This window comes from Salinicola sp. RZ23 (assembly GCF_003206675.1).
Lineage (GTDB): Bacteria > Pseudomonadota > Gammaproteobacteria > Pseudomonadales > Halomonadaceae > Salinicola > Salinicola endophyticus.
Genome location: NZ_PZJK01000007.1, coordinates 166961 through 192834 on the forward strand (window position 1 = coordinate 166961; position 25874 = coordinate 192834).

The following is a 25874-nucleotide window of genomic DNA, read 5'->3' on the forward strand; positions in this document are numbered from 1 at the left end:
CGCGCTGGCCTGCCATCCGCGCCACCCCTTCACGACCCGGTCCGCCCTTTACGTGGGCGACTACCAGGAGTTATCGCATGTCCTCTACCGATCGACCGATCGTGGTCGCGGCGTTGTATCGCTTCGTCACGCTCGACGACTTCGAAGCCCTGCGCGAACCGCTGCTCGCCGAAATGCAGCGTCTCGACGTCAGGGGCACCCTGCTGCTCGCCGCCGAAGGCATCAACGGCACCGTCTCCGGCAGCCGTGCGGGGATCGATGCATTGCTCGCCTGGCTAAAGCGCGACCCACGCCTGGCGGCGCTCGAGCACAAGGAGTCCTACTGCGACACGCAGCCCTTCTACCGCACCAAGGTCAAGCTCAAGCGCGAGATCGTCACCCTGGGGGTGGATGGCGTCGATCCCAATGCGTGTGTCGGCACCTATGTCGAACCGGAAGCCTGGAACGATCTGATCGACGATCCCGAGGTGCTGGTGATCGATACCCGCAACGACTACGAAGTGGCGATCGGCAGCTTCGAGGGCGCGGTGGACCCGCAGACCAAGTCGTTTCGTGAGTTTCCCGACCATGTGCGCCAGCACTACGATCCCAGCCGGCACAAGAAGGTAGCGATGTTCTGCACCGGCGGCATCCGCTGCGAGAAGGCGTCGAGCTTCATGCTGGGCGAGGGCTTCGAGGAGGTCTTCCACCTCAAGGGCGGGATTCTCAACTATCTGGAGAAGGTGCCGGAAGCGCAGACGCGCTGGCGCGGCGACTGCTTCGTGTTCGACAACCGGGTCACGGTGCGCCACGACCTGAGCGAGGGCGAGTACGCCCAGTGCCACGCCTGCCGCATGCCGATCTCCGCCGAGGATCAGGAATCCGAGCATTACGTCCCGGGGATCAGCTGTCCGCACTGCTGGGATTCGCTGCCCGAGAAGACCCGTGCCGGCGCGCGCGAGCGTCAGCGCCAGATCGAGCTGGCCAAGGCGCGCAACGAGCCGCACCCCATCGGCCGTGATCCGCGCCAGCCGAGCTGAGCCGCTCCGAACACCGGAACGCAAAACGCCCTCCATGCGGAGGGCGTTTTATCGGGTGCCCGATGCCGAATCCTCGAGCCTGTCGGCTGCTTTGGCTGAGATTTCCCGACCGCTGAATCAGGCGTTCAATTGCAGATGCAGTAGCGGATAGGGCTTGCCCTGACCATCCAACGGCGAGCGGCCGCCTATGCCGAAGCCTCGAGCTCGATAAAAGCTCAACGCCGCGTGGTTCTGCTCATTGACATCGACGCTCGTCGCGCCCTGCTGATCGATCGCCTGTCTCAGTAACCGCGTCCCGATGCCTTGCCCCCGGTAGTCGGGCGCGATGAACAACATCTCGATATTGTCGTCAGCCACGCCCGAAAAGCCGGTGATGTCGCCTTGCTCACTGCAGGCTAGCGTCAAGCACACCGCGTCAAAATACTGATTGAAAATCAGCGGTTTCAACGCCTGCAAATCCTGCTCGGCCAGGAAGTCATGGGTTGTGCGTACCGACGCCTCCCACACCTCGATAAGGCGCGGATAATCAGCGACAGTCGCGCTCCTCAAAGATATCGTCGACATGACTATAGGCTCGCACAAAGCCTAGGATAGGCTCGCCAACAGCGAATCCCGCTGCGCCCGGGAAATGAAGCCGTACTCATGCAGCCGGCGATAGAAGCGCTGCATGCGGCGGTCTATCTTCTGCCGCGCGAACCACGGCCAGACATTGGCCAGGGGCATGAAATCGGGGTTGGAGACACCGTCGATCAGCCACAGCCGGATACTGCCGTCGGCGCGCCGCTGGCACACCACGTTACGATCGTTGATGTCCGAGGGCACGATCCAGTTGTCGCGCAGATAGCGGTAGAGCCGCTCGAGCTCGTCGACGAAGGCCTGGGTCGACAACCAGTCGGCGTCACCACGCTGCTGGAACTGGCGAATATTGAGCGACAGCGAGCCATCGGCATCGGTGACCAGACCGAAGACCAGCCCCTCGCCGAGATCGGTGGTGACCGTGCCGAAGTACTCCGGCACGTAGCGCCAGTCGTGTACGCCGCGCCGCTTGAGCCCCTCGAAGTAGCTCTTCTCGCGCTCGTTCTGGTGGCTGCCGCGGTCGGGGAAGCGCGGTACCTTGATGCAGCGTCCGGCCTCGGCGGGGTGCCGATAGACCGCCCGGTCGTTGCCGTGGGCAAGTTCAGGGGTGAGGGAGAGAGAAACCATGGGGGTCGCTCCAGGGCGCAGGGCAGTAACAGGTATCATCAGCATTTAATCATATCTTAATCAAACGCTGTTTTCCTTAAAGGTCGGCAAAAAAACTTAGCCTGCTATCGCCCTGCTCCGCCAGGCGCCTCACTCGCGGCGCGGTATCACCCCTCCGCAGCGCCCTCCGTCTCGATCCATGCCGCCCATGCCGCCTGGACTCGGGCCCGCTCGGTGTCGAAATCGGCCGCCGGTACGTCGCTGCCGGTCTTGGCCAGGGCGGCACGATGGCTGGCGTCGCGGTAGGCCAGGTAGGCCGCCTGCAGCTCACGCACCTCTTGCTCGGGCAGGCGCTCACTCTGTGCCAGGGCGTCCAGCAGGCGCATGTTGTCGGTGACCTCCAGCAGCGCCGGGGTGGCACTGGACCAGGCCAGCACCGCGTACTGGTTCAGAAACTCGATATCGACCAGACCGCCGGCGTCCTGCTTGAGGTTGAAGGTGTCGGCCTCCCCCGCTGCGCTGCCCAGGTGCTGGCGCATCTTGGCGCGCATCTCGGCCACCGCCCGACGCAGCTCGGCGAGGTCGCGCTCGCGCCCCAGCACCTCACGACGTATCCCCTCGAAGGCCGATGCCAGCGCCGCATCCCCGGCCACCGGCCGCGCCCGCACCAGCGCCTGGTGCTCCCAGGTCCAGGCCTCGCGCCGCTGGTAGTCGGCGAAGGCGTCGAGCGAGGAGACCAGCAGCCCGGCATTGCCCGAGGGCCGCAGACGCATGTCGACTTCGTAGAGCGTGCCGCTGGGGGTGGTCGCCGTGAGCAGATGGATGATGCGCTGGCCGAGCCGGGTGAAGAAGACCACGTTGTCGATCGGCTTGGCGCCATCCGTGGCGCCCTGGGGCGCGGCGTCGTAGAGGAACACCAGATCCAGATCCGAGCCGTAGCCCAGCTCGATGCCGCCGAGCTTGCCGTAGCCGACGATCAGGAATTCGGCCTTCTCCGCCCCCTCCCGCGGGCGCGGCTCCCCGTAGCGCGCGGTGAGCGAGCGCCAGGCGCGCTGCAGCACGCTGTCGAGGATCACTTCGGCAATCGCAGTGAGATAGTCACTGACCTTCATCAGCACCCGTGCCCCGGCGATGTCCGAGGCGGCGACCCGCAGCACCTGGGTCTGCTTGAACACACGCAGGGCGTCGAGCCAGCTCTCCTCGTCCTCTTCGGGAATCCGCGCCAGGGTCTGACGCAGTTCGTCGGCCAGGCGCGCCTTGTCGGCAGGCGAGTAGAGGGTGTCCGGCGTCAGCAGCTCGTCGAGCAGAATCGGGTGGCGCGCCAGCTGCTCGGCGATCCACGGGCTGGCGGCACACAGCCGGATCAGCCCCGGCAGCACCTGGGGATTTTCGCGCAGCAGCGAGAGATAGGCGGTGCGCCGCAGCACCCCTTCGATCAGCGGCAGTACGCGCTCCAGCGCGGTGGTCGGGGTGGCGCTCTCGGCCAGAGCCTCGAGCAGCAGCGGCATCACCGCTTCGAGGCGCTCGAAGCCGATCCGCTGCATCGCCTGCACTCCGCGCGAGTCGCGGAATGCCTTGAGCCGGCGCCAGGCATCAGGCAGCGTGAAACCGGCCGCCTCCAACATCTGCTGGGCCTGGGACTCGTCCAGCTCGTGGCGCCAGAGCTGGCTCCAGCGCTCGAGTTGCGCCTGATCCGGCATCTCCTCGTCGGCGTCCGGCTCCTCCTGAGGGTCAGCCACCACCGCGTCGAAGTGGCCCCGCACACGCTCACGGCAGGCGTCGAGCGCGGCCCGCAGCGCCGTCCAATCGGCCAGGTTCATGGCCATGGCCAGCGCCGCACACGCTTCGGCGTCTTCCGGCAGCTGCTGGGTCTGGCGGTCGTGGCGCGCCTGCAGCGCATGTTCCAGATCGCGCAGGAAGACGTAGTCGTCGCGCAGCTCGTCGACCACCGCCGGCGGCAGCAGCTCCAGCTCGACCAGCCGCGTCAAGGCCAGGCGCAGCGAGGTCACCTGCAGTTCGGTATCGCGGCCGCCGCGGATCAGCTGGAACGCCTGGACCACGAACTCCACCTCGCGAATACCGCCGCGGCCCAGCTTGATGTTGTCGTCGCGTCCCAGCCGCTTCACCTCACGGTGGATCATCGCCTTCATCTCGCGCAGCGACTCGATCGCCCCGAAGTCGAGATACTTGCGATAGATGAACGGTGACAGCGACGCCAGCAGCGCCTGCCCCGCCTCGCGGTCGCCGGCGACCGGGCGCGCCTTGAGCATGGCGTAGCGCTCCCACTCGCGCCCCTGATCCTGATAGTAGGCGGTGAGCGTATTGAAACTGCCGACCAGCGGCCCGCCGTCGCCCAGCGGACGCAGGCGCATGTCGACCCGGAAGGCGAAACCGTCGGCGGTGATCACGTCGAGTGCCGCGATCAGCTTCTGCCCCAGCTTGGTGAAGTACTGCTGGTGATCGTAGGCGCGCTCACCGCCCTGGGTGGTGCCCTTCTCGGGAAAGGCGAAGATCAGATCGATGTCCGAGGAGAGATTGAGTTCACCGGCGCCGAGCTTGCCCATGCCCAGCACCACCAGCCGCTGCGGGGTGCCGTCGGCGCACGCCTGTGGGGTACCCCAACGTGCCGCGTAGTGCTGCTCGAGCCACTTGAGCGCTCCTTCCAGACAGGTTTCGGCCAGATGCGAGACCGCCTGCGCGGTCTGCCACATCTCGGCCCCGGCGAGGTCACGCCATACGATCGCCAGCATGCGCGCCTGGCGGAACCGGCGCAGCGCGGCGTGCAGCGCGTTCTCGTCCGCCGCAGCCGCCAACTGCGTGGCGAGCGTCTGCATCAGTGCCGCTGGCGACAGCGGCGCTTCGAGCTCGCCGCTGTCCAGCCACTCGACCAGGCGTTCGGGATGCGCGCACAGCCCCTCGCGGAAGAACTCGGAGAGCAGGCAGGTGCGTACCAGCGTGCGCCGCTGGTCCTCGTCGAGGCCCAGCCAGGCCTCGCGGCAGGCCGCATCACCCTGCGCATAGGCAGCCTCCAGCGCACTCAGCACCTGGGCATGGGCAGCGCTCAGCGCTTCCGGGATCGGCTGAGAGGGGAACCAGTCGGCGGGCAGGGACATGACGAAACTCCGGTGGAAAGCGGGCCCGCCCAGCATAACCGCAGCCGGCGCCCAGCCCAATCGGAGACGCGTCAGGCCATTTCCCATAGGCAAAGGTTATCGACACCGTTTCAGTATTTAATTTCTGTTATCGAATTAGCCATCGTAATCTCGACGTCAGCCCGAGCCGAGGCACAGCGGCGGCGACGACCACGCCGGGCAGCGATAGCGCGACCGACAAGACCAGAGAGGTGAGAGAAGCGATGTCACAACAAGCCGAATCCAAGTGTCCGTTTTCCGGCCAGTCCGGGACCACCGTCAGCGACGGCGGCGGTACCACCCAGGCGGCCGGTGGCGGCACCAGCAACCGTGACTGGTGGCCGAACCAGCTGCGCGTCGACCTGCTCAACCAGCACTCCGAGCGCTCCAACCCGCTGGATGGCGATTTCGATTACCGCGAGGCGTTCGCCAAGCTCGACTACGCCGCGCTCAAGGCCGATATCGAGAAGACCCTGACCGAATCCCAGGCCTGGTGGCCGGCGGACTGGGGCTCCTATATCGGCCTTTTCATCCGCATGGCGTGGCACAGCGCCGGCACCTATCGTCTGGTCGACGGCCGCGGCGGCGCCGGACGCGGCCAGCAGCGCTTCGCCCCGCTCAACAGCTGGCCCGACAACGTCAGCCTCGACAAGGCGCGTCGCCTGCTGTGGCCGGTCAAGCGCAAGTATGGCCAGCACATCTCCTGGGCCGATCTCATCGTGCTCGCCGGCAACGTGGCGCTGGAGTCCTCCGGATTTCGGACCTTCGGCTTCGCCGGCGGCCGCGAGGACGTGTGGGAACCCGATCTCGACGTCAACTGGGGTGACGAGAAGGCGTGGCTGACCCATCGCGATCCGGCGACCCTGGCCAACAACCCCCTTGCCGCCACCGAGATGGGGCTGATCTACGTCAACCCCGAAGGCCCCAACGCCAGCGGCGATCCGCTCTCGGCGGCGCCGGCGATTCGCGCCACCTTCGGCAACATGGCGATGGACGACGAGGAGATCGTGGCCCTGATCGCCGGCGGCCATACCCTCGGCAAGACCCACGGTGCCGGCCCCTCCGAGGCCATCGGCGCCGATCCGGAAGCCGCACCGCTGGAGTCCCAGGGCTTCGGCTGGCACAACGCCCACGGTAGCGGTGTGGGTGCCGACGCCACCACCTCCGGGATCGAGGTGGTCTGGACCCAGACGCCGACGCGCTGGAGCCACTACTTCTTCGAGAACCTGTTCAACTACGAATGGGAGCAGACCCGCAGTCCCGCCGGTGCGATCCAGTGGGAAGCCAAGGATGCCGAGGCGTCGATCCCGGACCCGTTCGACCCGGCCAAGAAACGCAAGCCGACCATGCTCACCACGGATCTGACGCTGCGCTTCGACCCCGAGTTCGAGAAGATCTCCCGGCGCTTCCTCGAAGATCCGCAGGCGTTCGCCGACGCCTTCGCCCGCGCCTGGTTCAAGCTGACCCACCGCGACATGGGGCCCAAGGCGCGCTATCTCGGCCCGGAAGTCCCGCAGGAAGAGCTGGTCTGGCAGGACCCGCTGCCGGCCCCGAGTCACCAGCCGACCGCTGCGGACATCGACGCGCTCAAGCAGCAGATCGCCGACGCCGGGCTGTCGGTGGCCGAGCTGGTCGGCACCGCCTGGGCCGCGGCCTCGACCTTCCGCGGTGGTGACAAGCGCGGCGGCGCCAACGGCGCACGCCTGGCTCTGGCCCCGCAGAAGGATTGGGCGGTCAATCGCATTGCCGCCGGCGTTCTGCCCAAGCTGCAGGCGATCCAGGCAGCCTCCGGCAAGGCCTCGCTGGCCGACGTGATCGTGCTGGCCGGTAATGTCGGCGTCGAGCAGGCGGCCAAGGCGGCCGGTATCTCGCTCAGCCTGCCGTTCGCCCCGGGCCGGGTCGATGCCAGCCAGGCGCAGACCGACATCCACGCCTTCAGCGTGATGGAGCCGCTGGCCGATGGTTTCCGCAACTACAAGCGCGGCAAGCTCAACGTGCCCACCGAGACGCTGCTGATCGACAAGGCCCAGCAGTTGACCCTGACCGCACCGGAGCTGACCGTGCTGATCGGCGGCCTGCGGGTGCTCGGCACCAACCACGACGGCGCCGACCACGGCGTGTTCACCCAGCGCCCCGGTGTGCTCAGCAATGACTTCTTCGTCAACCTGCTCGACATGGGCACGGAGTGGACGGCAGTCGATGCCGAGGCCGAGCTGTTCGAGGGCCACTCGCGCAGCGACGGTAGCCTGACCTACACCGCCACCCGCAACGATCTGATCTTCGGCTCGCACTCGGTGCTGCGGGCGCTGGCCGAGGTCTACGCCAGCGAAGATGCCCAGGAGAAGTTCGTCCACGACTTCGCCGCCGCCTGGACCAAGGTGATGAACCTGGACCGCTTCGACCTCGCCTGACCGCTGCTCATAACTGTTCCTGCGTACTTTGCCGCCGGCTAAGCCCCGGCGGCTTTTTTTGTGCCCGCCATCCCTGGCGGACACCCTCCGGGCCGTCGCTGCGCGACGTTGAAAACCGCTCCCGGCGGTTCGTTATGCCCGCCATCCCAGGCGGTTACGCTTCGAGCCATCATCTCGGAAGCCGGTGAGAACACAGAGTGTCGCTCACATCGGGTGTCGCTTTCGGTGGGCCAGTCGTCATTGCCGACATCGCGGCGACAAGGAAGACTGGGCATTCACCGCCAGGAGCCGTCGATGACCCATACGCTCGATCTGTTCATCTATCCCGACTGCCAGCTACTGGATGCCAGCGGCCCATGGCAGGTGTTCGCCAGCGCCAACGAGGCTGCCGGCGAGCCGCGCTATCGGCTGCGCCTGCTCGCCGACGAGCCCGGGCCCGTGGTCACCAACGGCGGCATGACGCTGATCGCGACCCACGCCCTCGACGCCACCCCCGCTGGCGACACGCTGCTGATCGCCGGTGGACATGGCGTGCATCGACTGAGCCCCACCACGCTGGATACGCTGGCCGCCCGCGCCGCGCGCACCCCGAGGGTCGGCTCGATCTGCACCGGCGCCTTCGCCCTGGCCCGGGCGGGGTTGCTCGACGGGCGCCAGGCCACCACCCACTGGCGCCATGCTGCGCGGCTGGCCGCCGAGTTCCCCACCATTCAGGTACGTGCCGAGGCACTCTATCTCTGCAGCGGCGGTATCCACACCAGTGCCGGCATCACCGCGGGGATCGACCTGGCCCTCGCCCTGGTCGCCGCTGACCAGGGCGAGGCGCTGGCCGGCCAGGTGGCGCGGGAGCTGGTGATGTTCCTGCACCGGCCCGGCGATCAGGCCCAGTTCAGCGAAGGCCTGCGCTGTCAGCTCGACAGCCACGGGCGCCTGCGCCAGGTCGTCGATGTGGTACTCGGCGACCCGCTGGCGGCGTGGGACACCGAGACGCTGGCCGCGCGCATGGCGGTGACCCCGCGCCACTTCCAGCGCCTGTTCCGGCGCCAGTTGGGGATGACCCCAGGGGACTTCCTCACCCGCCTGCGGCTGGAGGAGGCGCGGCGCCTGCTGGCCGAGAGCGCGGCACCGCTGCCGCGTATCGCCGAGCACTGCCGGCTGGGCGGCGGCGAGCAGCTCCGGCGGCTGTTCCAGCGCCACTACGGCCTACCGCCGAGCCTCTATCGCGCCCGCTTCGGCCCCGGTGAGCGCAGCCAGGCCTCGTAAAAGGCAGTTCACGTAACAGCCGAGGTGCCGTGTGAAAAGTCGACGAGCGAAGGCCAGGCAAGGCAAAAATCGGCGAAAACGGACCGGGCTGGCGCTCCAGTTTACGGAGTGTAAATGAGCATTTTTGACCGGGCTGGCGATCCAGCCGATTTTTAACGCCGCATGGGCGAGCGCAGTACTTTTCATGCAGTGCCTAGAAGCTGACCTGAACCGTGGTCCCCAACACCCAAGCGTTATCGACCGAATCCACCGCCGAGGGCGAAACCACATACTGCAGGTTGGGCCGCAGGCTCAGATAGCCGGTCAGATTGACGCTGTAGTAGAGCTCGGCGTCGTACTCGTGGCCCTGGCGCGGCAGCGGCGTGAGCGAGCCGGCGGGGGTCGCGTTGTAGTAGTCGATGTAGTCGTTGACGTCGTCGTTGACATGCAGATACGCCAGCCCGATCCCGGCGTCGTCCTGGGGGCGGGCATCGAACGGCCCCTGGTAGGTCGCGCCGACCGAGAGATAGCGATCGATCCCCGCGGTGTCGCCATGGTTGACGTTGCCCATGCTGAACAGCGTCAGGCCGCGCTTGGCGTCGCCGCCGCGGGTCGTCACCCGCTGCTGGGCCACGTAGTAGAGCCCGTTGTTGGTATCGCTGGTACGCGTCGCGGGGCCATCGCCATAGGCGCGATTGTCGACGTCGTGGGTATAGAAGCCGAGCTTGTAGCTGCCGGCCATGCCGTCGACCGTGGGCGTAAAGCCCAGCTCGATGGGGTACATCGTCCCCTGAGTGCCGCTGTGGTGCAGGTCCAGGCCGTGGCCGTTGTCGAGGTTGCTGTCGTTGAGATTGAACACGCCGGCCTGGACGTACCAGTCGGCGGCAAGATTGGCGCGGACCACCGCCGCCCACTGGGAGATCGGCCAGTTGTAGATGTCGTTGCCCCAGTTACCGGGCTGGGCACCGCCGAAGGCCAGGTTCTGGAAATGGCTATCGATGGTGGCGAAATCGTCGCCGAAGGGGATGCGCCCCAGCTTGATCGAGAGCGCATCGTCGAAGAAGCGCTGGCGATACCACAGCTGGGTCAGGCGCGTGACCGGGCCGCGCCCCTGGACCTCCTGCACGCTGGAGCCGCCCACCGTGGCGCCGGGATCGCTCAGGCGATCGTTGACGCTATGGCCGTTGCGGTTGGTGAGGGTCACCTGGAACTCGGCATCGGGGATACTCAGCAGGCGCTCGAGATCGAGATGCGCGCCCAGCGCGAACTGATCGGCGTACTTGGTGACATGGCTGTCACGGTAGCCGCCATCGAGAATGGTCGCCGCCTCGCCCACATAGTCGAAGTCGAAGCTGACCCCAGCCGCTTCCAGCGCCGTGCGCTGGCCGCCCCAGTCACCGAACATATGCGGCGAGTCCGCGGCGAAGGCCGAGTAGGCCTGGGCCGCCGGTGCCCCCGCCATCAGCGCCACTGCCGCCAGCGGCAGCCGCCAGCGCCGCCCACCGGCTTGCAGTCTCTCCCTGGCGAACGGCACCCTCATCGCTTCGCCGCCGGCCGTGCCCCTGATGCCGCCCATTGCTCCGTCCATGATTCGCCCTGTCGTTGATTAGCGTGTTATCGATAAGCGATTTATCATAGTCCTAGGAATAGGCAACGGAAATACCCTTGTAGTCGAATAAACCGGCCGAATACACCGATCAAATAAACCGGCCGAGTAGCCGTAGCGCCGAATCAGCGCCGCCGAACAATCTCAGAGGAATGGTCACGAAGGCATGTCCCAGGCCGTATCGCCGCTGGCGAGCGTGGGCATTCTGTCCGGGGAGAGGCGCGGTCGTTTTTGGTGGTACGGGGGTCATTGTGGACCCAGCGCGGGTATCGAAGACTAGCAGTAGAGCCCGCGCGTCAGGAGACACTTATGCGACCCACCTCCCGCTTCTCTTCTCCCCCCTCTGCTCGTCATCCGCGTCTGCCGCCCACCGTGTGGGGGCTGACCCTGTGTCAGGCGCTGCTGATCAGCGGCAACGTGCTGCTGATCGCTACCTCGCCCCTGATCGGGGCGCGCCTGTCACCCAGCGCCGACTGGAGCACCCTGCCGGTGGCGCTGCAACTGCTCGGGCTGACCGCTGCCACACTGCCCGCCGGCTGGCTGACCGCGCGTCTGGGACGCAAGCGCACTTTCGTACTCGGCAATCTGGTCGGGCTGGCGGGCATCGCCGCCTGTCTGCTGGCGCTGGTACAGGCGCACTTCGGCCTGTTCAATCTAGGTACCTTCGCCATCGGCATGAGTATCGGCGTCGGCATGCTCTATCGTTTCGCGGCGCTCGAAGCGGCCCCCGAGCCGTTGCGCGACAGTGCGCTCAGTTGGGTCATGGCGGGGGGCGTGGTGGCGGCGCTGGCCGGGCCCTGGCTGGCCGAACACCTGCGGGACGCCCTGGCGACACCCTTTCTGGGCAGTTTTCTCGGTCTCGGGGGGCTCTATCTCGCGGCGCTGGGGCTACTGGCGACGCTGCGCTTCGCACCAGTGACGGCACGGGCCACACCGCTGCCGCCGCCACGGCCAGTGGGCCAGCTGCTGCGCCAGCCGCTGCTGCCGGCGGCGATCGCCTGCGCCGCCCTGGGCTATGCGGTGATGAACCTGGCGATGACCGCGACGCCGCTGGCGATGAGCCACGCCGGGCACGATTTCGGCGCCGTCGCCGGGGTCATCCAGTGGCATATGCTGGCGATGTTCGCGCCCTCGTTCATCACCGGCCGCCTGACCCGGCGCCTGGGCCATGCGCTGATGATCGCCATCGGCGCGCTGTGCCTGTTCGCCAGTCTGCTGTGTGCCTGGCTGACCCCGGCGGTGTGGGCCTTCACACTCGGCCTGGGGCTGCTGGGCCTGGGCTGGAACTTCACCTTCCTGCCCGCCAGCGCCTGGCTCACCACCCACTACCGCGCCGGCGAGGCGCCACGGGTCCAGGCCATCAACGACTGCGCGGTATTCGCCCTGACAAGCCTCTCGGCGCTGGCCGCGGGCCCGCTGAATGCCTGGCTCGGCTGGCAGCGGCTCAACCTGTGGCTGCTGCCGGCGGTCTTGCTGCTGCTGGTGATCGCCCTCCGTGCGGCGCGGGTACGCCACAGCGACTCATGAGCGCGTACCATTCGCCGCGGCCAGGAACGCCTGCGCGCGCTCGCTAGGCGCGCGACTCAGCAGGCTCACCCCGATGAACAGCGCACTCGCCAGCGGCAGTGCCCAGATCCCCGGCGGCAGCCCCAGCGGCTTGGCCCCGCTGAGGTAGAGCGCGATCACCGCCAGCCCGCCGATCAGGATGCTGGCCAGCGCCCCAGCGGCGGTACCGCGCCGCCAGTAGAAGGCGCCGATGATCGCCGGCACGATCACTACCAGGCCGGTGGAAGCGGCCACCGACAGCACCGCGATCAGGCTCAGCTGCAGCTCGGCGAAGAGAAACGCCAGTACCGCGATGAGCGGCAGCACCCACTTGCCGACACGCAGCTGGCGCGCCTCGCTGGCGCCCTCGGCGAGGTTGGCGTAGACATCCCGCGAGAGCATCGAGGAGAGCGTCAGCATGATCGAGTCGATGGTCGACACCGCCGCCGCCAGAATGCCCACCATCACCACCACCCCGAGCAGCGGTGGCACATGGCTGGAGGCCAGCAGCGTCGGCGTGGCCAGATCCGACTGGCTCAGGTCGGGGAAGGCGACCAGTGCGGAGAAGCCCCACAGCACCGAGACCAGGGTGTAGATGAAGCCGAACACCAGAAAGCCGATCAGCATCTGACGCATCGACTTGAGCGAGGCGGGCATGAACAGCCGCTGGCTCACCTGCGGGTTGGAGAGGCTGAAGAAGAACCACGGAATGGTCAGCCCGAGGAAGGTGGTCAGGCTGAACAGCCCCGGCCCCGGAACCGTCAGCGCCGCCGGGTGCTGCGCCGCCAGGGTGTCGAACAGCGTGGCGAAGCCGCCCAGGGAGTGCACCACCAGCAGGGCCACCAGGGTGGAAGCGACGATCATGAACAGCGCCTGCAGCGAGTCGGTCCACATCACCGAGCGAATGCCGGCGATATAGGAGAAAAGGATCGCCAGCAGCGTCGCCACCACCACGCCGGTGGTGAACGGGATCGCCCCACCGCTGATGCCCGCCAGCAGATAGCCGACCCCGGCGAGCTGTACCGCGGCATACGGAATCAGGAACAGGCAGCTGGCCACCGCGGTGACCACGGCCACCCGGCGATCGGCGTAGCGGTGACCGAGCATCTCGCTGGGGGTGACATAGCCGAAGCGCTTGCCCACCGCCCAGAAGCGCGGGCCGAAGATCGCCACCAGCGAGACCCCGGCAAAGTAGACGATCTCGAAGCCGAAGGCGCCCACGCCACCGGCGTAGGTCAGCCCCGCCAGCCCCACCATCATGAAGGCGCTATAGGTAGTGGCGCTGTAGCTGAGCGCCGAAACGAAGCCGTTCATGCGACGGTTGCCGAGGAAGTAGCCGCTCATATCGACGCCGCTGCCATTGGTGGCGGCGCTGCGCGACAGCCAGGCGATCGCCAGCCCCGCGATCAGATAGACCGCCACCGCCGTCCAGATCAGTTGCAGGCTCATGCTCACGCCTCCGGGCCGTCATGAAAATCGCGGGTCATCATCACGTTGCAGACGATCACCGCCACCCCCACCAGGACCCAGAAGAGAAAGCTGCCGTACCACGCCTGCACCCCGCTGAGCAGCCCATAGGGCACCACGTAGCAAGCCAGTACCAATCCCCAGACCACCCATTTCCAGCCCCGTGCGCGCATCGCGCCTCCTCGTTGTCATTGTGTCTGTCGAGTGAATCAAGCGTGATATTACCCGGAAACCCCCGCCCCGAGTGCGCTACCCTTGGCGACAGCTTGTGATATGCCGCATCTGCCCAAGGAGACTACCGCATGACCACGACGCGGGCCGACCAGCCCCTCGGCTGGCAACTCGACCCCCTGCGCCTGGAGACCCAGCTGCGCGCCTTTCTGACGGAGGATATCGGCCACCTGGACCTGACCGCGACGCTGATGATCGACGCCGACGCCAGCGGCCGCTTCGTCATGCGCGCGCGCGAACCGATGCGCCTGGCCGGCGTCACCGCCGCCGCCCGCGCCTTCACCTGCTACGACCCGCGCATCGCGGTCACCCTGGCGGCCGCCGACGGCGAGCGCGTCGACGCCGGCGCGCCCCTGATGCACGTGGCCGGGCCGGCACGCAGCATTCTGACGGTGGAGCGCACCGCGCTCAATCTGATCCAGCATCTGGCCGGGATAGCCACCCTGACCGCGCGCTATGTCGAGCGGATCAGCGGCACCGGCGCCCAACTGGTCGACACGCGCAAGACCACCCCGGGGCTGCGCATGCTGGAGAAGCACGCGGTCGCCTGCGGCGGTGGCCGCAACCATCGTCTGGGGCTGGATAGCGGGGTGATGCTCAAGGACAACCATATCGCGGTGTGCGGCAGTATCGCCGCCGCGGTGGCCCGCGCCCGCGCGCAGCTGCCGGTCCTGACCCGCATCGAGGTCGAGTGCGACCGCCTCGACCAGGTCACCCAGGCGCTGGACGCCGGGGCCGACGTGATCATGCTCGACAACATGCCGCCGGCCGAGATGCGCCAGGCAGTGAGCGAGGTCGCCGGACGCGCCCTGCTTGAGGCCTCCGGCGGCGTGCGCCTGGAGACCATTCGCGAGATTGCCGAAAGCGGCGTCGACTTCATCTCCGTGGGAAGGCTGACGCAGTCGGCGCCGGCGGTGGATATCGGCCTCGACGAAGACACCGCACCCGCAGGGTGACCCGGCGGCCACCCGCGCACGGTTGGCCCGCGCATGGTTGTACAGGACCCCCACGAGCAGACAGGAGGAAGGCGTGCATGGCGAGCACCGGCATCAACAACGCCGACACCGTGGCGGCCTTCGGCCGGCTGATGGACGAGCTGCTGGCGGACGCCAACGGCCCGCGCAAGCCGCCGGTGGTGACCTTCTGGTGCGGCGCTGGCTTCTCCAAGGCGTGGGACCGGCGTTCACCCACCGACGGCGAGCTGTTCGCCATCGATCTCGACGATATCCGCGACTTCCCCAACCTGCAGCACGTGATGCACGTGATCGGCTGGGAGGACTATCGCCATCTCGACTTCGAGCGCTTCAAGAATCTGCGCTACGTGCTCGACATGCAGGTGCGCTACCCCGATATCCGCAATCGCTACTTCGATGACCAGAACCTGCGCCTGAGCATCCATGAGCTGCGTACCCTGGTGATGCGCCGCTTCACCGCCGCCTGCGACATCCACAACGTCGACGACGCCACGCTGCGCTTCAGCGCCACCGGAGTCAGCCCCGAACAGCGCGCGATAACCGACTTCTTCGCCGCCCTGGAGGATCGCGCCGACCGCGCCGGGCTGGGCGACGCCTGGCCGCTCTACCACTTCCTCACCACCAACTACGACTTCACCATCGAGACCATTCTCGAGCGCGTCTACCGCCAGCAGGCGCCGGTCTTCGGCCGTCTCTATCGCGGGGTCACGCCGCAGCGCATTTGCGGCGGCACCATCTGGGAGCACCTGCCGCGCACGGTCGACCGCAACGTGATCAAGATCAACGGGGGGTTCGAGATCCTGCCCACCCTGGAGGGATTCGACTTCGAGTATCGCCAGCGCAGCGACGCCGAGATTCGCCAGGAGCCGCCGCTGCTGATCCTGCCCTCCCAGGTGCAGGACTACGACGAACCCTACTTCCACCAGGTGTTCCCCAAGGCGGTGAGGCTACTGCGCGAGACCGACGTGCTGGTGGTGGTGGGTTACAGCATGCCGCAGGAGGATTCGCTGGTGCGCTTCATCCTGCGCCAGCTGGCGGAAAGCCCCCACGACGCCCGCGGCAAGCATGTCTTCGTCATCGACACCAAGAACCACGCCACCATCAAGTCGCGACTGGAGGAGATGTTCTTCTACCTGCCACGCATCGGCTGGCCGCGTGAGCACTACTACAGCGGCCGCTTCGAGGATTTCTGCGCCCAGGTCACCGGCGGCACTCGAGCGCCGCCGAACACCTGACGGTTGCGACACGCGTCAGTCAGAAAGACAGGACTCAGGCGTTGATCTTGACCAGCAGATGCATCAGCGCCACCCGCTCGGCGGGATTGAGGCTGCCCATGGTCTCCTCGGAGACCTTGAGCGCGCGCGGGGTCATCGCCGCCAGCAGCTCGCGCCCGGCGCCGGTGAGCTCGACGATCACCTTGCGCTGGTCGCGCGGGTCCGAGGTCAGCGTCACCCAGTCACGCCCCTTGAGCCGCTTGATCACACCACGGATCGTCGCCGGGTCGATCCCGGTGACACGCACCAGCTCGCTCAGCGCACTGGGGCCGCGCTCGGCGAGCTTGCTCAGGGTCACGAACTGGATCGGCGTCAGCTGCTCGTCACAGCTCTCGCGCTGAAAAATCGCGGTGTGGCGCTGATAGGCCCGCCGCAGCAGATGACCGACCTGTTCGCAGAAGTCGATCTCCCCCTGGGCACCGTGGGCCTCGTCTGTGGCAATCCCTCTGGTCGCCGAATGGTGATGCAGCATGGCCTCTGGCTCCCCGATTCCCCGATCGTCGCGGCGGGCGCGTCTGGCCGCAGACGACAACCGCCAAGCCTCCCGCGAGGGCCCGGCCCGGCTGCCTGTCACGTTGGCGCCCATCCTTGGCGCTGGCTGCCGCGAGGTCGCCGACATGAACCGACGCCTGACCGCGACGCCAGGATGATTATCGAATACGTGTTTAGCTACGATGAAATCATAAAAGGTTTTTACACCTATTTCTGTAAGCCATCAGCCTGAGCTTTGTAGGAAAAGTCCACGTGCGCGGCGCGTGTCATCCGCCCCCCACGCCACGGCTATTGTGTAAGCTAGGCACCACAACACGCCGCGCGTTGCCCTGTCCACCCCGGCGGTGACCAGGCCCCGCGCCGCGTCTCAAGGAGGCGTCGATCACACCGTCGACGCCAGTGCAGGAAAGGATTCCCCAACGCATGCAACACCTCGATCTACAAGTGCTCGACACTGCCCTGCGCTGGGCCAACGCCGGCGAAACGGTATGGCTCTGCAGCGTGCTGACGACCTTCGGCTCCTCGCCGCGGGAGCCCGGCTCGCTGCTGGTGGCCAGGGCCGACGGCAGCCATGTCGGGTCGCTCTCCGGCGGCTGCGTCGAAGAGGACTTCCTCGCCCGGGTGGCCGCCGGCGAATTCACCGACACGCTGGAGATCGTGCGCTACGGCGAGGGCGCCGACGAGTCACCCCAGGTGAGTCTGCCCTGCGGCGGCATGCTCGACGTGCTGGTGGAGCGGCTGCCGGCGGATGCCGAGAGCCTGACCCAGTTGGAAGTGATGCACGCGACCCTGCTCGGCCAGCGCTCTCTGGTGCGGGTGATCGATCTGCCGAGCGGCCGGCGGCGCTTCACCACCGCCGACGAGAACGGCCCGCGGGTGGCGCGCGAGGGCGACGAGCTGCGCCTGCGCCTGGGCCCGGCGCTACGCCTGATCATCGCCGGCATCTCGCCGGTCTCGCGCTTCTGCGCCGAGTTCGCCCAGGCCCTGGGGTTCGAGGTGATCGTATGCGATCCACGTGAGGAGGCGCGGCGCGACTTCGCCGTTCCCGGGGTCGAGGTGCAGGCGGTACTGCCCTCGCTGTTCATCGCCAGCGGCGCCTGCCACGCCGCCACCGCGGTGGTGGCGCTGACCCACGATCCGCGGATCGACGATCTGGCGATGATCGAATCGGTACGCACCCCGGCGTTCTATATCGGCGTCATGGGATCGAAGCGCACCTCGCACAAGCGCGCCGAGCGTCTGGCCCGCTCCGGCGGGCTCGATGCCGCCGACATCGCCCGGCTGCACATGCCGATCGGTCTCGACCTGGACAGCAAGACCCCGGCCGAGATCGCCCTCTCGGTGGTCGCCGACGTGCTGCGGGTGCGCCGGGGCAAGGCGCGCGATGCGCTCTGAGCCGACGCTGGTGGCACTGATCATGGCGGCCGGGGTCGGCCGCCGCTTCGGCAGTGACAAACGCCGCCAGCCGCTGGCCGACGGCCGCACCCTGCTCGCCACCACCCTGGCTGCAGCGGCCGCGGCCTATCCGCGCCACTACGTGGTGCTGCGCCCGGACGAAACGCCCGCCGCGCTGGGCCTGGCGCCGAACACGCCGGTGCTGAGCGCCCCCGCGGCCGCCCATGGGCTGGGGGCCAGCCTGGGCGACGCCTTTCGTCAGTTGCTGACAGGCGAGCCCGACGCCACCGCTGCGGCGGTGATCCTCGGCGACATGCCATGGCTGAGCGCGGCGAGCTGTGCGCAGTTGAATGCCCGGGCCAGCGCCACGGCGATCGTGGTGCCCAGCCACGCCGGCCAGCGCGGGCATCCGGTGATCTTCGGCCGCCACTGGTGGCCGGAGCTGGCCCAGCTAAAGACCGGCGAAGGTGCGCGCGCCGTGCTCGCCCGGCGCCAGCACGCGGTGCAGACGGTCGAGCTGGACGACCCCGGGGTTCGCCGCGACGTCGACCGGCCCCAGGACCTGCCCGGCTAGGCGGAATCTGAACGGTGCCGCGTGCGTCAGCCGGCGAACTTGTCCCACGCCAGCAGACCCCAGGTGGTGGCGGCCATGCCCAGCGCCAGCATCACCGCGGCGGAGCCGATATCCTTGGCCCGCCCGGAAAGCTCGTGGTGCTCCGGACCGATACGGTCGACCACCGTCTCCACGGCGCTGTTGAGCAGCTCGACGATCAGCACGAACACACAGCTGCCCACCAGCACCAGCCACTCCACCGGGTCCTTGCCGATCCACCAGGCGAACGGCACCAGGACCGCACACAGCGCCAGCTCCTGGCGGAAGGCGGTCTCATTCCGAAAGGCGGCGACCAACCCCTTGAGCGAGTAACCGGTGGAGTGGATCAGGTGGCGAAAGCCGGTCTTGCGCGAACTTGATTTCATCGGAACCTGTCGCGGTCGCCACGACGACCGCCCTCGATCGAGAACGAAGTGAGCGTCGACGCGCTCCGGTGAAGCGGAGTCGGCCGTCGAGAAAAGTGTCGACGATGGTAGCAGAGCCGCATGACGTCGGCACCGGGCGCCTTTCACGGGGTCGAGGGTCTCTGGCCTCTGATCTCTGGCCCCTGGGTCCACCCGCCCCTTATGCTGGCATGACACGCATACCACGATACCGAGACACTACCGCGTCACTCTGCCAACAGGATCCCTCATGTCCGCACCCCACCCGCTCTATCCGGCACTCGAACCCCACGCCAGCGGTCACCTGGATACCGGTGACGGCCACCAGGTCTATTGGGAGCGTTGCGGCAACCCGAACGGCAAGCCGGTGGTGTTCCTCCACGGCGGCCCGGGCAGCGGCTGCCATCCGATCCACCGCCAGCTGTTCGACCCCGCGCGCTACGACATCCTGCTGTTCGACCAGCGCGGCTGTGGCCGTTCGACGCCGCATGCCAGCCTCGACAACAACACCACCTGGCATCTGATCGAGGACATGGAGCGACTGCGCGAGATGATCGGGGCCGAGCGCTGGCAGGTCTTCGGAGGCTCGTGGGGGTCGACGCTGGCGCTCGCCTACGCCGAGCGGCATCCGGCTCGCGTCAGTGAGCTGGTGCTGCGCGGCATCTGCACCCTGCGCCAGCAGGAGCTGGACTGGTTCTACAAGCACGGGACACGCCACATGTTCCCCGAGAAGTGGGAGCGGCTGGTGGAGATCCTGCCCGAGGCGCAGCGTGACGATGTCATTCGCGCCTTCCACACACGGCTGATGGGCGACGATGTCGAACGCCAGCTCGAAGCCGCCCGACGCTGGAGCGTGTGGGAGGGCGAGACCTCGAGACTGGTGCCCATCGACGCCAGCGCGTCCCATGCCGCCGACCACTTCGCCCTGGCCTTTGCCCGGATCGAGAACCACTACTTCATCAACCAGGGCTTCTTCGAGTACGACGGTCAGCTACTGGCCCAGGCCGACCGGCTGGCGGGCATTCCCGGGGTGATCGTCCACGGCCGCTACGACATGATCTGTCCGCTCCAGAACGCCTGGGAGCTGGCCAAGGCGTGGCCAGACGCCAGCCTGGAGATCATCGAGGCGGCAGGTCACGCCTTCAGCGAACCGGAGATCATGGCCGCGCTGGTGCGGGCGACCGATCGATTCGCCGAGCGCCCCTGAGCCGAGGCCACGAGGTGCGACCGTGAAACGCGCTCAGCGCTCGACCTCGGCGGCCAGATCGAGAATCGTCGCCGCCACCGCCTGGGCCCGGGGCACGCAGGTCTCCAGCCGGCAGTACTCCTCGTCGGTATGCATCTTGGCCCCGACCGGCCCGGTGCCACACAGCGTGGGTACGCCCAGGCTGGCGGTGGTGCCGGCATCCGAGCAGCCGCCGGTGAACTCGCCCTCGACGGCGAAGCCCAGCCGTGCCGCCTGGACCTGGTAGCGTGCGAACAGCGCCGCGCTCATCTCCGGCTCCAGCGGCAGGAAGCCAGAGGTCTGGATGAGCGTGGCCCGAGTACCGGGGATCTCCTCCTCGGCGACGATCGCCGCGATGGCCTGGAACAGCGCCTCGCGCTGGGCGTTGTCGACGAAGCGGGTGTCGAGCTGCGCACTCGCCGCCGGCGCCACGGTGTTGCGCGACACGCCACCCTCGATCACACCGACGTTGGTGGTCACGCCGCTGGCGTAGTCGGTCAGCGCATGCAGCTTGACGATCTTGCGCGCCAGCGCCTCGATCGCGCTGGCGCCATCCTGGTGGCTCACCCCCGAATGGGCGGCGTGCCCGCTCACTTCGATGCGGAAGGCGGCACCGCCCTTGCGCGCGGTCACCACGTTGCCGCTGATCCGCCCGGGTTCGGCGTTGAACACCGCCCGTGCGCCCTCGGCGGCGGCGCGGATGAACGCCGTGCCGTCCAGCGAGCCGATCTCCTCGTCGGCGGTGAACAGCGCATGCACCGCGAACGGCAGCCCGCCGGCACGCTTCAGCGCCCGCAGCACGAAGAGATTGAGCACCAGGCCCGCCTTCATGTCGGCGACCCCGGGGCCATAGGCGAGATCGCCCTGCCGGGTGTAGCCGCGCTCCGCCACCGTGCCACGCGGGAAGACGGTGTCGCGGTGCCCCATCAGCAGCACGTGGCCGCCGGCGCCATCGGTGGCAGCCGGCAGGCGCGCTTCGAGAATGTCCCCGGCATTCTCACGTGGCGTGCGTTCGAACGCGATGCCATCGGCCTCGCACCAGCCGGCAATGGCGTCGGCGACGGCATCGGTGCCGGCCTTGTCGTAGCTGTTGGAGTCGATGTTGACCAGCGTCTCCAGGCAGGTATCCATCGCCGCGCGCTGCGCCGCCAGCCAGTCTTCGGCAAGCGCCAGGCGGGTGTCGTGGGTCATCTCGCTCATGCATTTCTCCTGGCGGCCGTGCGCGCGGCATGCACGCTCGCGCCCTGTTCGCCCAGATCCCACCACAGCCCGGCCATGATGCCCAGCCCCTCACGCAGGATGCTGGCCAGGGCGTGCTCGTCGGGGGCGTGCTGCGAACACGCCGGGTAGGAGTGCGGCACCCACAGGGTGGGCAGCCCGAGTGTCTCGGCGAAGACATCGTTGGGCAGCGAACCGCCCAGATTGGGCAGCAGCGTCGGGGCCTTGCCGCTGGAGGCGTGGATCGAATCCAGCGCCCAGCCGACCCAGGGATCGTCCGGGTCTAGCCGGGTCGCACGCATCTGCGACACCCGCGCGGCGCTCACCTCGACGTCATCGAAACCGCAGGCATCCAGATGCAGGCGCAGATGCCGCAGGAAATTCTCCTGATCGCTGCCGACCACGTAGCGCAGCTGGGCGTGGGCGTAGGCTTCGCCGGGGATGGCGTTGGCCGGGGCCTCGGGGTTGCCGGCCTTGAACGCCAGGAGCTCCAGGGTGTTCCAGGCGAACAGGCGCTCGGCGGGGGTCAGCCCCGGCTCGCCCCAGCCCTCGGCCAGCGCCGGGTCGCCTGGGGTGGTGCCGACTTCCAGCGCCGCCAGCGCCTGCTTCACCGCGGCGGGGATGGCCGGCGGGCGCAGTCCCGCGACCAGAATCCGGCCATCGGCATCGACCAGCGAGGCCCAGGCGTTGGCCAGGCGCGTGGCGGGATTGGCCAGTACCCCGCCCCAGTTGCCCGAGTGGTGGGCCCCGTCGCGGGCATGCAGGCGCAGATCGAAGTTGAACGAGCCGCGGGAGCCGAGGAACAGGGTCGGCGCGTCCGCCGCCAGCCGCGGGCCGTCGGAGGCGATGAACAGGTCCGCCGCCAGGCGTTCCCGGTAGGCCTCGCAGATCGCCTTGAGACCCGGCGAGCCGGTCTCTTCGCCCATCTCCAGCACCAGCTTGATGGTGTAGCCCAGGCGCCCGCCGCGCGCTTCGATGACCGCCGCCAGCGCAGCCAGGTTGACGCTGTGCTGGCCCTTGTTGTCAGCGGTGCCACGGCCGTACCAGCGCTCTCCCTCCACCGTCACCTGCCACGGCGACAGCCCCTCGCGCCACTGGGCGTCATAGCCGCGCACCACGTCACCGTGGCCATAGGTGAGTACGCACAGGGCCGCATCGGCTTCGCGACGTTCGGCCAGCAGCAGTGGGCCATAGCCCGGCTCCGGGTTGGCGACGATCTCCCAGGTGAAGCCGAGCCGCTCGAGATCGGGGATGATGCACTCGGTCAGATAGCGCTCGAGTTCGGCGTTACCGTCGCCGCTCTGGCTGTCGCTGCGCACCGCGACCCGGGCCGCCAGCTGGCGGCGAAACTCGCCCTCGTCGAATCCCTTGTAGACGCTGGCGAGCGCTTGTTGACGTGACATTCAGTGTCCTCGCATTGAATAAAAAAGAGCCTCGACTGCCCTGCTGCGCCCCGCTCAGGCCGAGGCGAAGTGACAGGCGACGCGAGTTGCGCCGGCAGTGTCGGTGACGAGCGCCGGACGAGTCTCGCGGCACAGCGCCTGGGCCTTGGGGCAGCGCGGATGAAAGGCACAGCCGCTGGGCGGGTTGCTGGGGTCGGGCATGACGTCGCCCAGGCCGATGTCCGGCACCCCCAGCCCGGGCTCCGGCGTCAGTGCCGAGGCCAGCAGCGCCTGGGTGTAGGGGTGGCGCGGGGCGGCGAAGATCTGCTCGCGACTGCCCTCCTCGACGATCCGCCCCAGATACATCACCGCCACCCGGTCGACCAGATGCTCGACCACCGCCAGGTCGTGGCTGATGAACAGATAGGTCAGCCCGAACTCCTGCTTGAGATCGAGCAGCAGATTGAGAATCTGTGCCTGCACCGACACGTCCAGCGCCGAGGTGGGCTCGTCGCAGATCACGATGTCAGGACGCATGATCAGCGCTCGGGCGATCGCCACGCGCTGACGCTGGCCCCCGGAGAGCTGCCCCGGGAACTGTTCGGCGGCCCGCTTGGGCAGGCCCACCAGGTCGAGCGTCTCAGCAACCCGCCGGGCACGCTCGCGCGGGGTGCCGATGCCATGCACGCGCAGCGGCAGCTCGACGATCGCGGCCACCCGCTTGCGCGGATTGAGCGACGAGTAGGGGTCCTGGAAGATCGGCTGGATATGCCGCGCCAGCGCCTTCTGCCCGGCGTCCCCCAGCGGGCGGCCGTCGACGCGCACCTCACCGGCACTGGGCGTGGTCAGCCCCAGCAGCATCTTGGCCAGGGTGCTCTTGCCGCAGCCGGACTCGCCGACCAGCCCCATCACCTGGCCACGCGGGATCGCCAGCGAGACCTCGCTCACCGCCTGCAGCGCGCGGCCGCGCTTGAACAGCCCGCCACCCAGGGTGAAGCGCTTGGAGAGCGCGCACAGTTCCAGCGCTGGCATGGTATCGATGTCGGCATCGGTGTCAGGGCCGCCGCCAGCCAGATCGGCCAGTGCGCCGGCGGACGATAGCGCGTTCATGGGCTCACCTCCGGTTGGGCAACGCGCGTGGCCGCGCGGTGTTCAGCGTAATGGCAGCGCGCCTGGTGGTCGCCGGTGAGGCGGCGCAACTCGGGCGTGTGCTCACAGCGCGCGGCGTCGACCTCCCCCTCGCGCACCAGCGGGCAGCGGTTGCGGTAGGCGCAGCCCTCGACCTCGCCGACCAGGCTCGGCACCACCCCGGGGATCGCCTGCAAGCGACTGCCGGGTGGCGTCTTCCCGGGCGCCGGGATGCAGCTCAACAGCCCGCGAGTATAGGGGTGGCTGGGGTTGGCATAGAGCGCCTGGGTGGGCGCGGTCTCGATCACCTCGCCGGCGTACATCACCGCCACGCGATCGGCGATCCGCGCCACCACGCCGAGATCGTGGGTGATGAAGATCACCGCGGTACCCATCTCCTGCTGCAGGTCGCGCAGCAGCCGCAGGATCTGCGCCTGGATGGTCACGTCGAGCGCCGTGGTGGGCTCGTCGGCAATGATCAGATCGGGGTCGCACATCAGCGCCATGGCGATCATCACGCGCTGGCGCAGACCGCCGGAGAGCTGGTGTGGGTACTGCGCCAGACGCTCGGCGGCGGCGCTGATGCCGACCCGTTCGAGCAGCTCGATGGCGCGTTCGCGGGCCTGGCGGCGGTTGCCCAGACGGTGGCGCAGGAACGCCTCGCACAGCTGGTTACCCAGCGTGTAAGCCGGGTTGAGCGCCGTCATCGGCTCCTGGAAGATCATCGCCATGCGACGCCCGCGCAACTGGCCGCGCCGCCGCTCGGAGAGCGCCGTCAGCGACTCGCCGGCGAAGTCGAGGCGCCCGGCGCTGAGCTGGGCTCGCCTTGGCAGCAGCCCCATCAGCGCCAGCGAGGTCATCGACTTGCCGCAGCCGGACTCCCCCACCAGGCACAGCATCTCGCCGCGCTCGACGCTTAAGTCGATACCGCGTACGGCGTGCAGGGTGCCGGCTTCCACCGGCAGATCGACCCGCAGGTCCTGAACATCGAGCAGTGGCATCAGTTACGCCCTCCCGGTGCGTTGAGGTCGCGCAATCCGTCACCCAGCAGGTTGATCGCCAGCACCAGCACGAACAGCGCCACGCCGGGAATCGCGATCACCCACGGCTGAAAGAACATGTAGGCCTTGCCCTCGGCGACCATCAGCCCCCAGGAGGGCAGCGGCGGCTGCACGCCCATGCCCAGAAACGACAGCGTCGCTTCGAGCAGGATGGCGTGGGCCATCTCCAGGGTGATCACCACGATCAGCGCCCCGGCGATGTTGGGCAGGATTTCGCGCACCAGGATGTAGGGCAGCGAACAGCCCAGGGTGCGCGCGGCATAGACGTACTCGGCATCGCGCAGTTGCTGGGTCACCGAGCGCGAGACCACCGCGAAACGGTCCCACAGCAGTAGCCCCAGCAGCACGATCACGGTGGTCAGCGAGCCACCGGTGAGCGAGGCCAGCGCCAGCGCCACCAGCACCACCGGCATCGCCAGCCGGGTGGTGATGATGTAGCTGATGAAGGCGTCGACACGGCCACCGAAGTAGCCGGCGAGCACCCCCAGGGTGGTGCCGATCACCCCCGAGATCAGTGCGGCCACCAGCCCGATGGTGAGCGAGATGCGGGTGCCGTAGATCAGTCGGCTGAGATAGTCGCGCCCCAGCTTGTCGGTGCCCAGCACGTGGGTCCAGCTGCCCTTGTCGTGCCATACCGGTGGCACCATGCGGTTGGAAATGTCCTGGAAGTACGGGTCGTGGGGCGCCAGCAGCGGCGCGAACAGCGCCACCAGCACCGCCAGCCCGACGCAGACCAGGCCGATCGCCAGGCCACGGTGGCCGAACATCTTGCGGGTCACCCTCGACCAGGCCGGTCGTGGCAGCGGCAGCTCGCCCAGGGCGCGGGCACGGCCACCGGCGGCGGGGGCCCGCGAGGGGCGAGACGTCGTCGAAGTCGAAACGGTCATGGCGAGCT

The 25874-nt window shown here is 68.0% G+C and carries 22 protein-coding genes; 9 read left to right on the forward strand and 13 right to left on the reverse strand.

What is annotated here, in order from left to right; genetic code table 11:
• The first annotated feature begins 77 nt into the window (after positions 1-77).
• Positions 78-1019, forward strand: coding sequence for a rhodanese-related sulfurtransferase (locus DOM67_RS06990; protein WP_110674922.1), 942 nt, complete (start codon positions 78-80; stop codon positions 1017-1019).
• Between the two features lie 117 nt (positions 1020-1136).
• On the opposite strand, the gene DOM67_RS06995 is transcribed toward DOM67_RS06990, so the two are convergent.
• The 3 genes from DOM67_RS06995 to glnE all read right to left on the reverse strand — a co-directional run bounded on the left by DOM67_RS06995 (position 1137) and on the right by glnE (position 5314).
• On the reverse strand, positions 1137-1583 hold the full coding sequence (locus tag DOM67_RS06995; protein ID WP_110674923.1) for an acetyltransferase: 447 nt from the start codon (positions 1581-1583) through the stop codon (positions 1137-1139).
• Positions 1584-1604: 21 nt separating this feature from the next.
• Entirely contained in the window at positions 1605-2222 is a 618-nt protein-coding gene (locus DOM67_RS07000) for a YrbL family protein (RefSeq protein ID WP_157958806.1), read from the reverse strand.
• Between the two features lie 146 nt (positions 2223-2368).
• Entirely contained in the window at positions 2369-5314 is a 2946-nt protein-coding gene (glnE, locus tag DOM67_RS07005; RefSeq protein WP_110674925.1) for a bifunctional [glutamate--ammonia ligase]-adenylyl-L-tyrosine phosphorylase/[glutamate--ammonia-ligase] adenylyltransferase, read from the reverse strand.
• A 242-nt stretch (positions 5315-5556) separates the two neighbouring features.
• On the opposite strand from glnE, the gene katG reads away from it, so the two are divergent.
• Both katG and DOM67_RS07015 read left to right on the forward strand, forming a co-directional pair.
• The gene (gene katG / locus DOM67_RS07010; RefSeq protein WP_110674926.1) at positions 5557-7743 is read left to right on the forward strand and encodes a catalase/peroxidase HPI; all 2187 of its coding nucleotides are present in this window, start codon (positions 5557-5559) and stop codon (positions 7741-7743) included.
• A 294-nt stretch (positions 7744-8037) separates the two neighbouring features.
• Positions 8038-9006, forward strand: coding sequence for a helix-turn-helix domain-containing protein (locus DOM67_RS07015; protein ID WP_110674927.1), 969 nt, complete (start codon positions 8038-8040; stop codon positions 9004-9006).
• A gap of 193 nt (positions 9007-9199) precedes the next feature.
• On the opposite strand, the gene DOM67_RS07020 is transcribed toward DOM67_RS07015, so the two are convergent.
• A complete protein-coding gene (locus DOM67_RS07020) occupies positions 9200-10573 on the reverse strand; it encodes a carbohydrate porin (protein WP_198651744.1) in 1374 nt (457 codons plus the stop codon).
• A 327-nt stretch (positions 10574-10900) separates the two neighbouring features.
• Here DOM67_RS07020 and DOM67_RS07025 point away from each other — a divergent pair, with 327 nt between their 5' ends.
• Positions 10901-12118 carry an MFS transporter gene (locus tag DOM67_RS07025; RefSeq protein WP_232825164.1) on the forward strand — a complete coding sequence of 406 codons (1218 nt, stop codon included), beginning with the start codon at positions 10901-10903 and terminating at the stop codon, positions 12116-12118.
• Here the strand turns inward: DOM67_RS07025 and DOM67_RS07030 are convergent.
• Together DOM67_RS07030 and DOM67_RS07035 are read right to left on the reverse strand one after the other, a co-directional pair.
• Positions 12113-13585: a sodium:solute symporter family protein gene (locus DOM67_RS07030; RefSeq protein WP_110674928.1), complete on the reverse strand. Its 1473-nt coding sequence runs from the start codon at positions 13583-13585 to the stop codon at positions 12113-12115. The genes DOM67_RS07025 and DOM67_RS07030 overlap by 6 nt on opposite strands.
• Before the next feature lie 2 nt (positions 13586-13587).
• Positions 13588-13776 (reverse strand): hypothetical protein, encoded by a 189-nt coding sequence (locus DOM67_RS07035; RefSeq protein WP_110674929.1) that lies wholly within the window; start codon positions 13774-13776, stop codon positions 13588-13590.
• A gap of 129 nt (positions 13777-13905) precedes the next feature.
• Between DOM67_RS07035 and nadC the strand changes: the two genes are divergently transcribed.
• Positions 13906-14790 (forward strand): carboxylating nicotinate-nucleotide diphosphorylase, encoded by an 885-nt coding sequence (gene nadC / locus DOM67_RS07040; RefSeq protein WP_110674930.1) that lies wholly within the window; start codon positions 13906-13908, stop codon positions 14788-14790.
• A gap of 77 nt (positions 14791-14867) precedes the next feature.
• Entirely contained in the window at positions 14868-16043 is a 1176-nt protein-coding gene (locus DOM67_RS07045) for an SIR2 family protein (protein ID WP_110674931.1), read from the forward strand.
• A 34-nt stretch (positions 16044-16077) separates the two neighbouring features.
• On the opposite strand, the gene DOM67_RS07050 is transcribed toward DOM67_RS07045, so the two are convergent.
• Positions 16078-16554 (reverse strand): MarR family transcriptional regulator, encoded by a 477-nt coding sequence (locus DOM67_RS07050; RefSeq protein WP_110674932.1) that lies wholly within the window; start codon positions 16552-16554, stop codon positions 16078-16080.
• A 443-nt stretch (positions 16555-16997) separates the two neighbouring features.
• Here DOM67_RS07050 and DOM67_RS07055 point away from each other — a divergent pair, with 443 nt between their 5' ends.
• Both DOM67_RS07055 and DOM67_RS07060 read left to right on the forward strand, forming a co-directional pair.
• Positions 16998-17969 (forward strand): XdhC family protein, encoded by a 972-nt coding sequence (locus tag DOM67_RS07055; protein ID WP_110674933.1) that lies wholly within the window; start codon positions 16998-17000, stop codon positions 17967-17969.
• Positions 17959-18543: a nucleotidyltransferase family protein gene (locus DOM67_RS07060; RefSeq protein ID WP_110674934.1), complete on the forward strand. Its 585-nt coding sequence runs from the start codon at positions 17959-17961 to the stop codon at positions 18541-18543. The genes DOM67_RS07055 and DOM67_RS07060 overlap by 11 nt, the downstream gene beginning before the upstream one ends.
• 26 nt (positions 18544-18569) lie before the next feature.
• Here the strand turns inward: DOM67_RS07060 and DOM67_RS07065 are convergent, their stop codons facing one another.
• Positions 18570-18947, reverse strand: a complete 378-nt coding sequence (locus DOM67_RS07065) for a diacylglycerol kinase (protein WP_110674935.1) — start codon at positions 18945-18947, stop codon at positions 18570-18572.
• 268 nt (positions 18948-19215) lie between these two features.
• On the opposite strand from DOM67_RS07065, the gene pip reads away from it, so the two are divergent.
• Positions 19216-20172, forward strand: coding sequence for a prolyl aminopeptidase (gene pip / locus DOM67_RS07070; protein ID WP_110674936.1), 957 nt, complete (start codon positions 19216-19218; stop codon positions 20170-20172).
• A 33-nt stretch (positions 20173-20205) separates the two neighbouring features.
• Here the strand turns inward: pip and DOM67_RS07075 are convergent, their stop codons facing one another.
• The 5 genes from DOM67_RS07075 to DOM67_RS07095 are packed head-to-tail and all read right to left on the reverse strand — an operon-like array spanning position 20206 to position 25866.
• Positions 20206-21390, reverse strand: a complete 1185-nt coding sequence (locus tag DOM67_RS07075) for a M20 family metallopeptidase (RefSeq protein WP_232825165.1) — start codon at positions 21388-21390, stop codon at positions 20206-20208.
• Positions 21387-22811 (reverse strand): M20 family metallopeptidase, encoded by a 1425-nt coding sequence (locus DOM67_RS07080; protein ID WP_110674937.1) that lies wholly within the window; start codon positions 22809-22811, stop codon positions 21387-21389. The genes DOM67_RS07075 and DOM67_RS07080 overlap by 4 nt, the downstream gene beginning before the upstream one ends.
• Before the next feature lie 54 nt (positions 22812-22865).
• Positions 22866-23900 carry an oligopeptide/dipeptide ABC transporter ATP-binding protein gene (locus DOM67_RS07085; RefSeq protein WP_232825166.1) on the reverse strand — a complete coding sequence of 345 codons (1035 nt, stop codon included), beginning with the start codon at positions 23898-23900 and terminating at the stop codon, positions 22866-22868.
• A complete protein-coding gene (locus DOM67_RS07090) occupies positions 23897-24919 on the reverse strand; it encodes an ABC transporter ATP-binding protein (RefSeq protein WP_232825167.1) in 1023 nt (340 codons plus the stop codon). Before DOM67_RS07090 ends, DOM67_RS07085 begins: the two co-directional genes overlap by 4 nt.
• On the reverse strand, positions 24919-25866 hold the full coding sequence (locus DOM67_RS07095; RefSeq protein WP_110674939.1) for an ABC transporter permease: 948 nt from the start codon (positions 25864-25866) through the stop codon (positions 24919-24921). The genes DOM67_RS07090 and DOM67_RS07095 overlap by 1 nt, the downstream gene beginning before the upstream one ends.
• Positions 25867-25874 lie beyond the last annotated feature (8 nt).

Bases quoted from the DNA above. Each gene is read 5' to 3' on its own strand.
- DOM67_RS07020 (WP_198651744.1), bottom strand. From the start codon at position 10,573: ATGGACGGAGCAATGGGCGGCATCAGGGGCACGGCCGGCGGCGAAGCG.
- katG (WP_110674926.1), top strand. From the start codon at position 5,557: ATGTCACAACAAGCCGAATCCAAGTGTCCGTTTTCCGGCCAGTCCGGG.
- DOM67_RS07080 (WP_110674937.1), bottom strand. From the start codon at position 22,811: ATGTCACGTCAACAAGCGCTCGCCAGCGTCTACAAGGGATTCGACGAG.
- DOM67_RS07025 (WP_232825164.1), top strand. From the start codon at position 10,901: ATGCGACCCACCTCCCGCTTCTCTTCTCCCCCCTCTGCTCGTCATCCG.
- DOM67_RS07045 (WP_110674931.1), top strand. From the start codon at position 14,868: ATGGCGAGCACCGGCATCAACAACGCCGACACCGTGGCGGCCTTCGGC.
- DOM67_RS07035 (WP_110674929.1), bottom strand. From the start codon at position 13,776: ATGCGCGCACGGGGCTGGAAATGGGTGGTCTGGGGATTGGTACTGGCT.
- DOM67_RS07050 (WP_110674932.1), bottom strand. From the start codon at position 16,554: ATGCTGCATCACCATTCGGCGACCAGAGGGATTGCCACAGACGAGGCC.
- glnE (WP_110674925.1), bottom strand. From the start codon at position 5,314: ATGTCCCTGCCCGCCGACTGGTTCCCCTCTCAGCCGATCCCGGAAGCG.
- nadC (WP_110674930.1), top strand. From the start codon at position 13,906: ATGACCACGACGCGGGCCGACCAGCCCCTCGGCTGGCAACTCGACCCC.
- DOM67_RS07000 (WP_157958806.1), bottom strand. From the start codon at position 2,222: ATGGTTTCTCTCTCCCTCACCCCTGAACTTGCCCACGGCAACGACCGG.
- DOM67_RS06995 (WP_110674923.1), bottom strand. From the start codon at position 1,583: ATGTCGACGATATCTTTGAGGAGCGCGACTGTCGCTGATTATCCGCGC.
- DOM67_RS07085 (WP_232825166.1), bottom strand. From the start codon at position 23,900: ATGAACGCGCTATCGTCCGCCGGCGCACTGGCCGATCTGGCTGGCGGC.
- DOM67_RS07030 (WP_110674928.1), bottom strand. From the start codon at position 13,585: ATGAGCCTGCAACTGATCTGGACGGCGGTGGCGGTCTATCTGATCGCG.
- DOM67_RS07065 (WP_110674935.1), bottom strand. From the start codon at position 18,947: ATGAAATCAAGTTCGCGCAAGACCGGCTTTCGCCACCTGATCCACTCC.
- DOM67_RS07015 (WP_110674927.1), top strand. From the start codon at position 8,038: ATGACCCATACGCTCGATCTGTTCATCTATCCCGACTGCCAGCTACTG.
- DOM67_RS07090 (WP_232825167.1), bottom strand. From the start codon at position 24,919: ATGCCACTGCTCGATGTTCAGGACCTGCGGGTCGATCTGCCGGTGGAA.
- pip (WP_110674936.1), top strand. From the start codon at position 19,216: ATGTCCGCACCCCACCCGCTCTATCCGGCACTCGAACCCCACGCCAGC.
- DOM67_RS07075 (WP_232825165.1), bottom strand. From the start codon at position 21,390: ATGAGCGAGATGACCCACGACACCCGCCTGGCGCTTGCCGAAGACTGG.
- DOM67_RS07055 (WP_110674933.1), top strand. From the start codon at position 16,998: ATGCAACACCTCGATCTACAAGTGCTCGACACTGCCCTGCGCTGGGCC.
- DOM67_RS07060 (WP_110674934.1), top strand. From the start codon at position 17,959: ATGCGCTCTGAGCCGACGCTGGTGGCACTGATCATGGCGGCCGGGGTC.
- DOM67_RS06990 (WP_110674922.1), top strand. From the start codon at position 78: ATGTCCTCTACCGATCGACCGATCGTGGTCGCGGCGTTGTATCGCTTC.
- DOM67_RS07095 (WP_110674939.1), bottom strand. From the start codon at position 25,866: ATGACCGTTTCGACTTCGACGACGTCTCGCCCCTCGCGGGCCCCCGCC.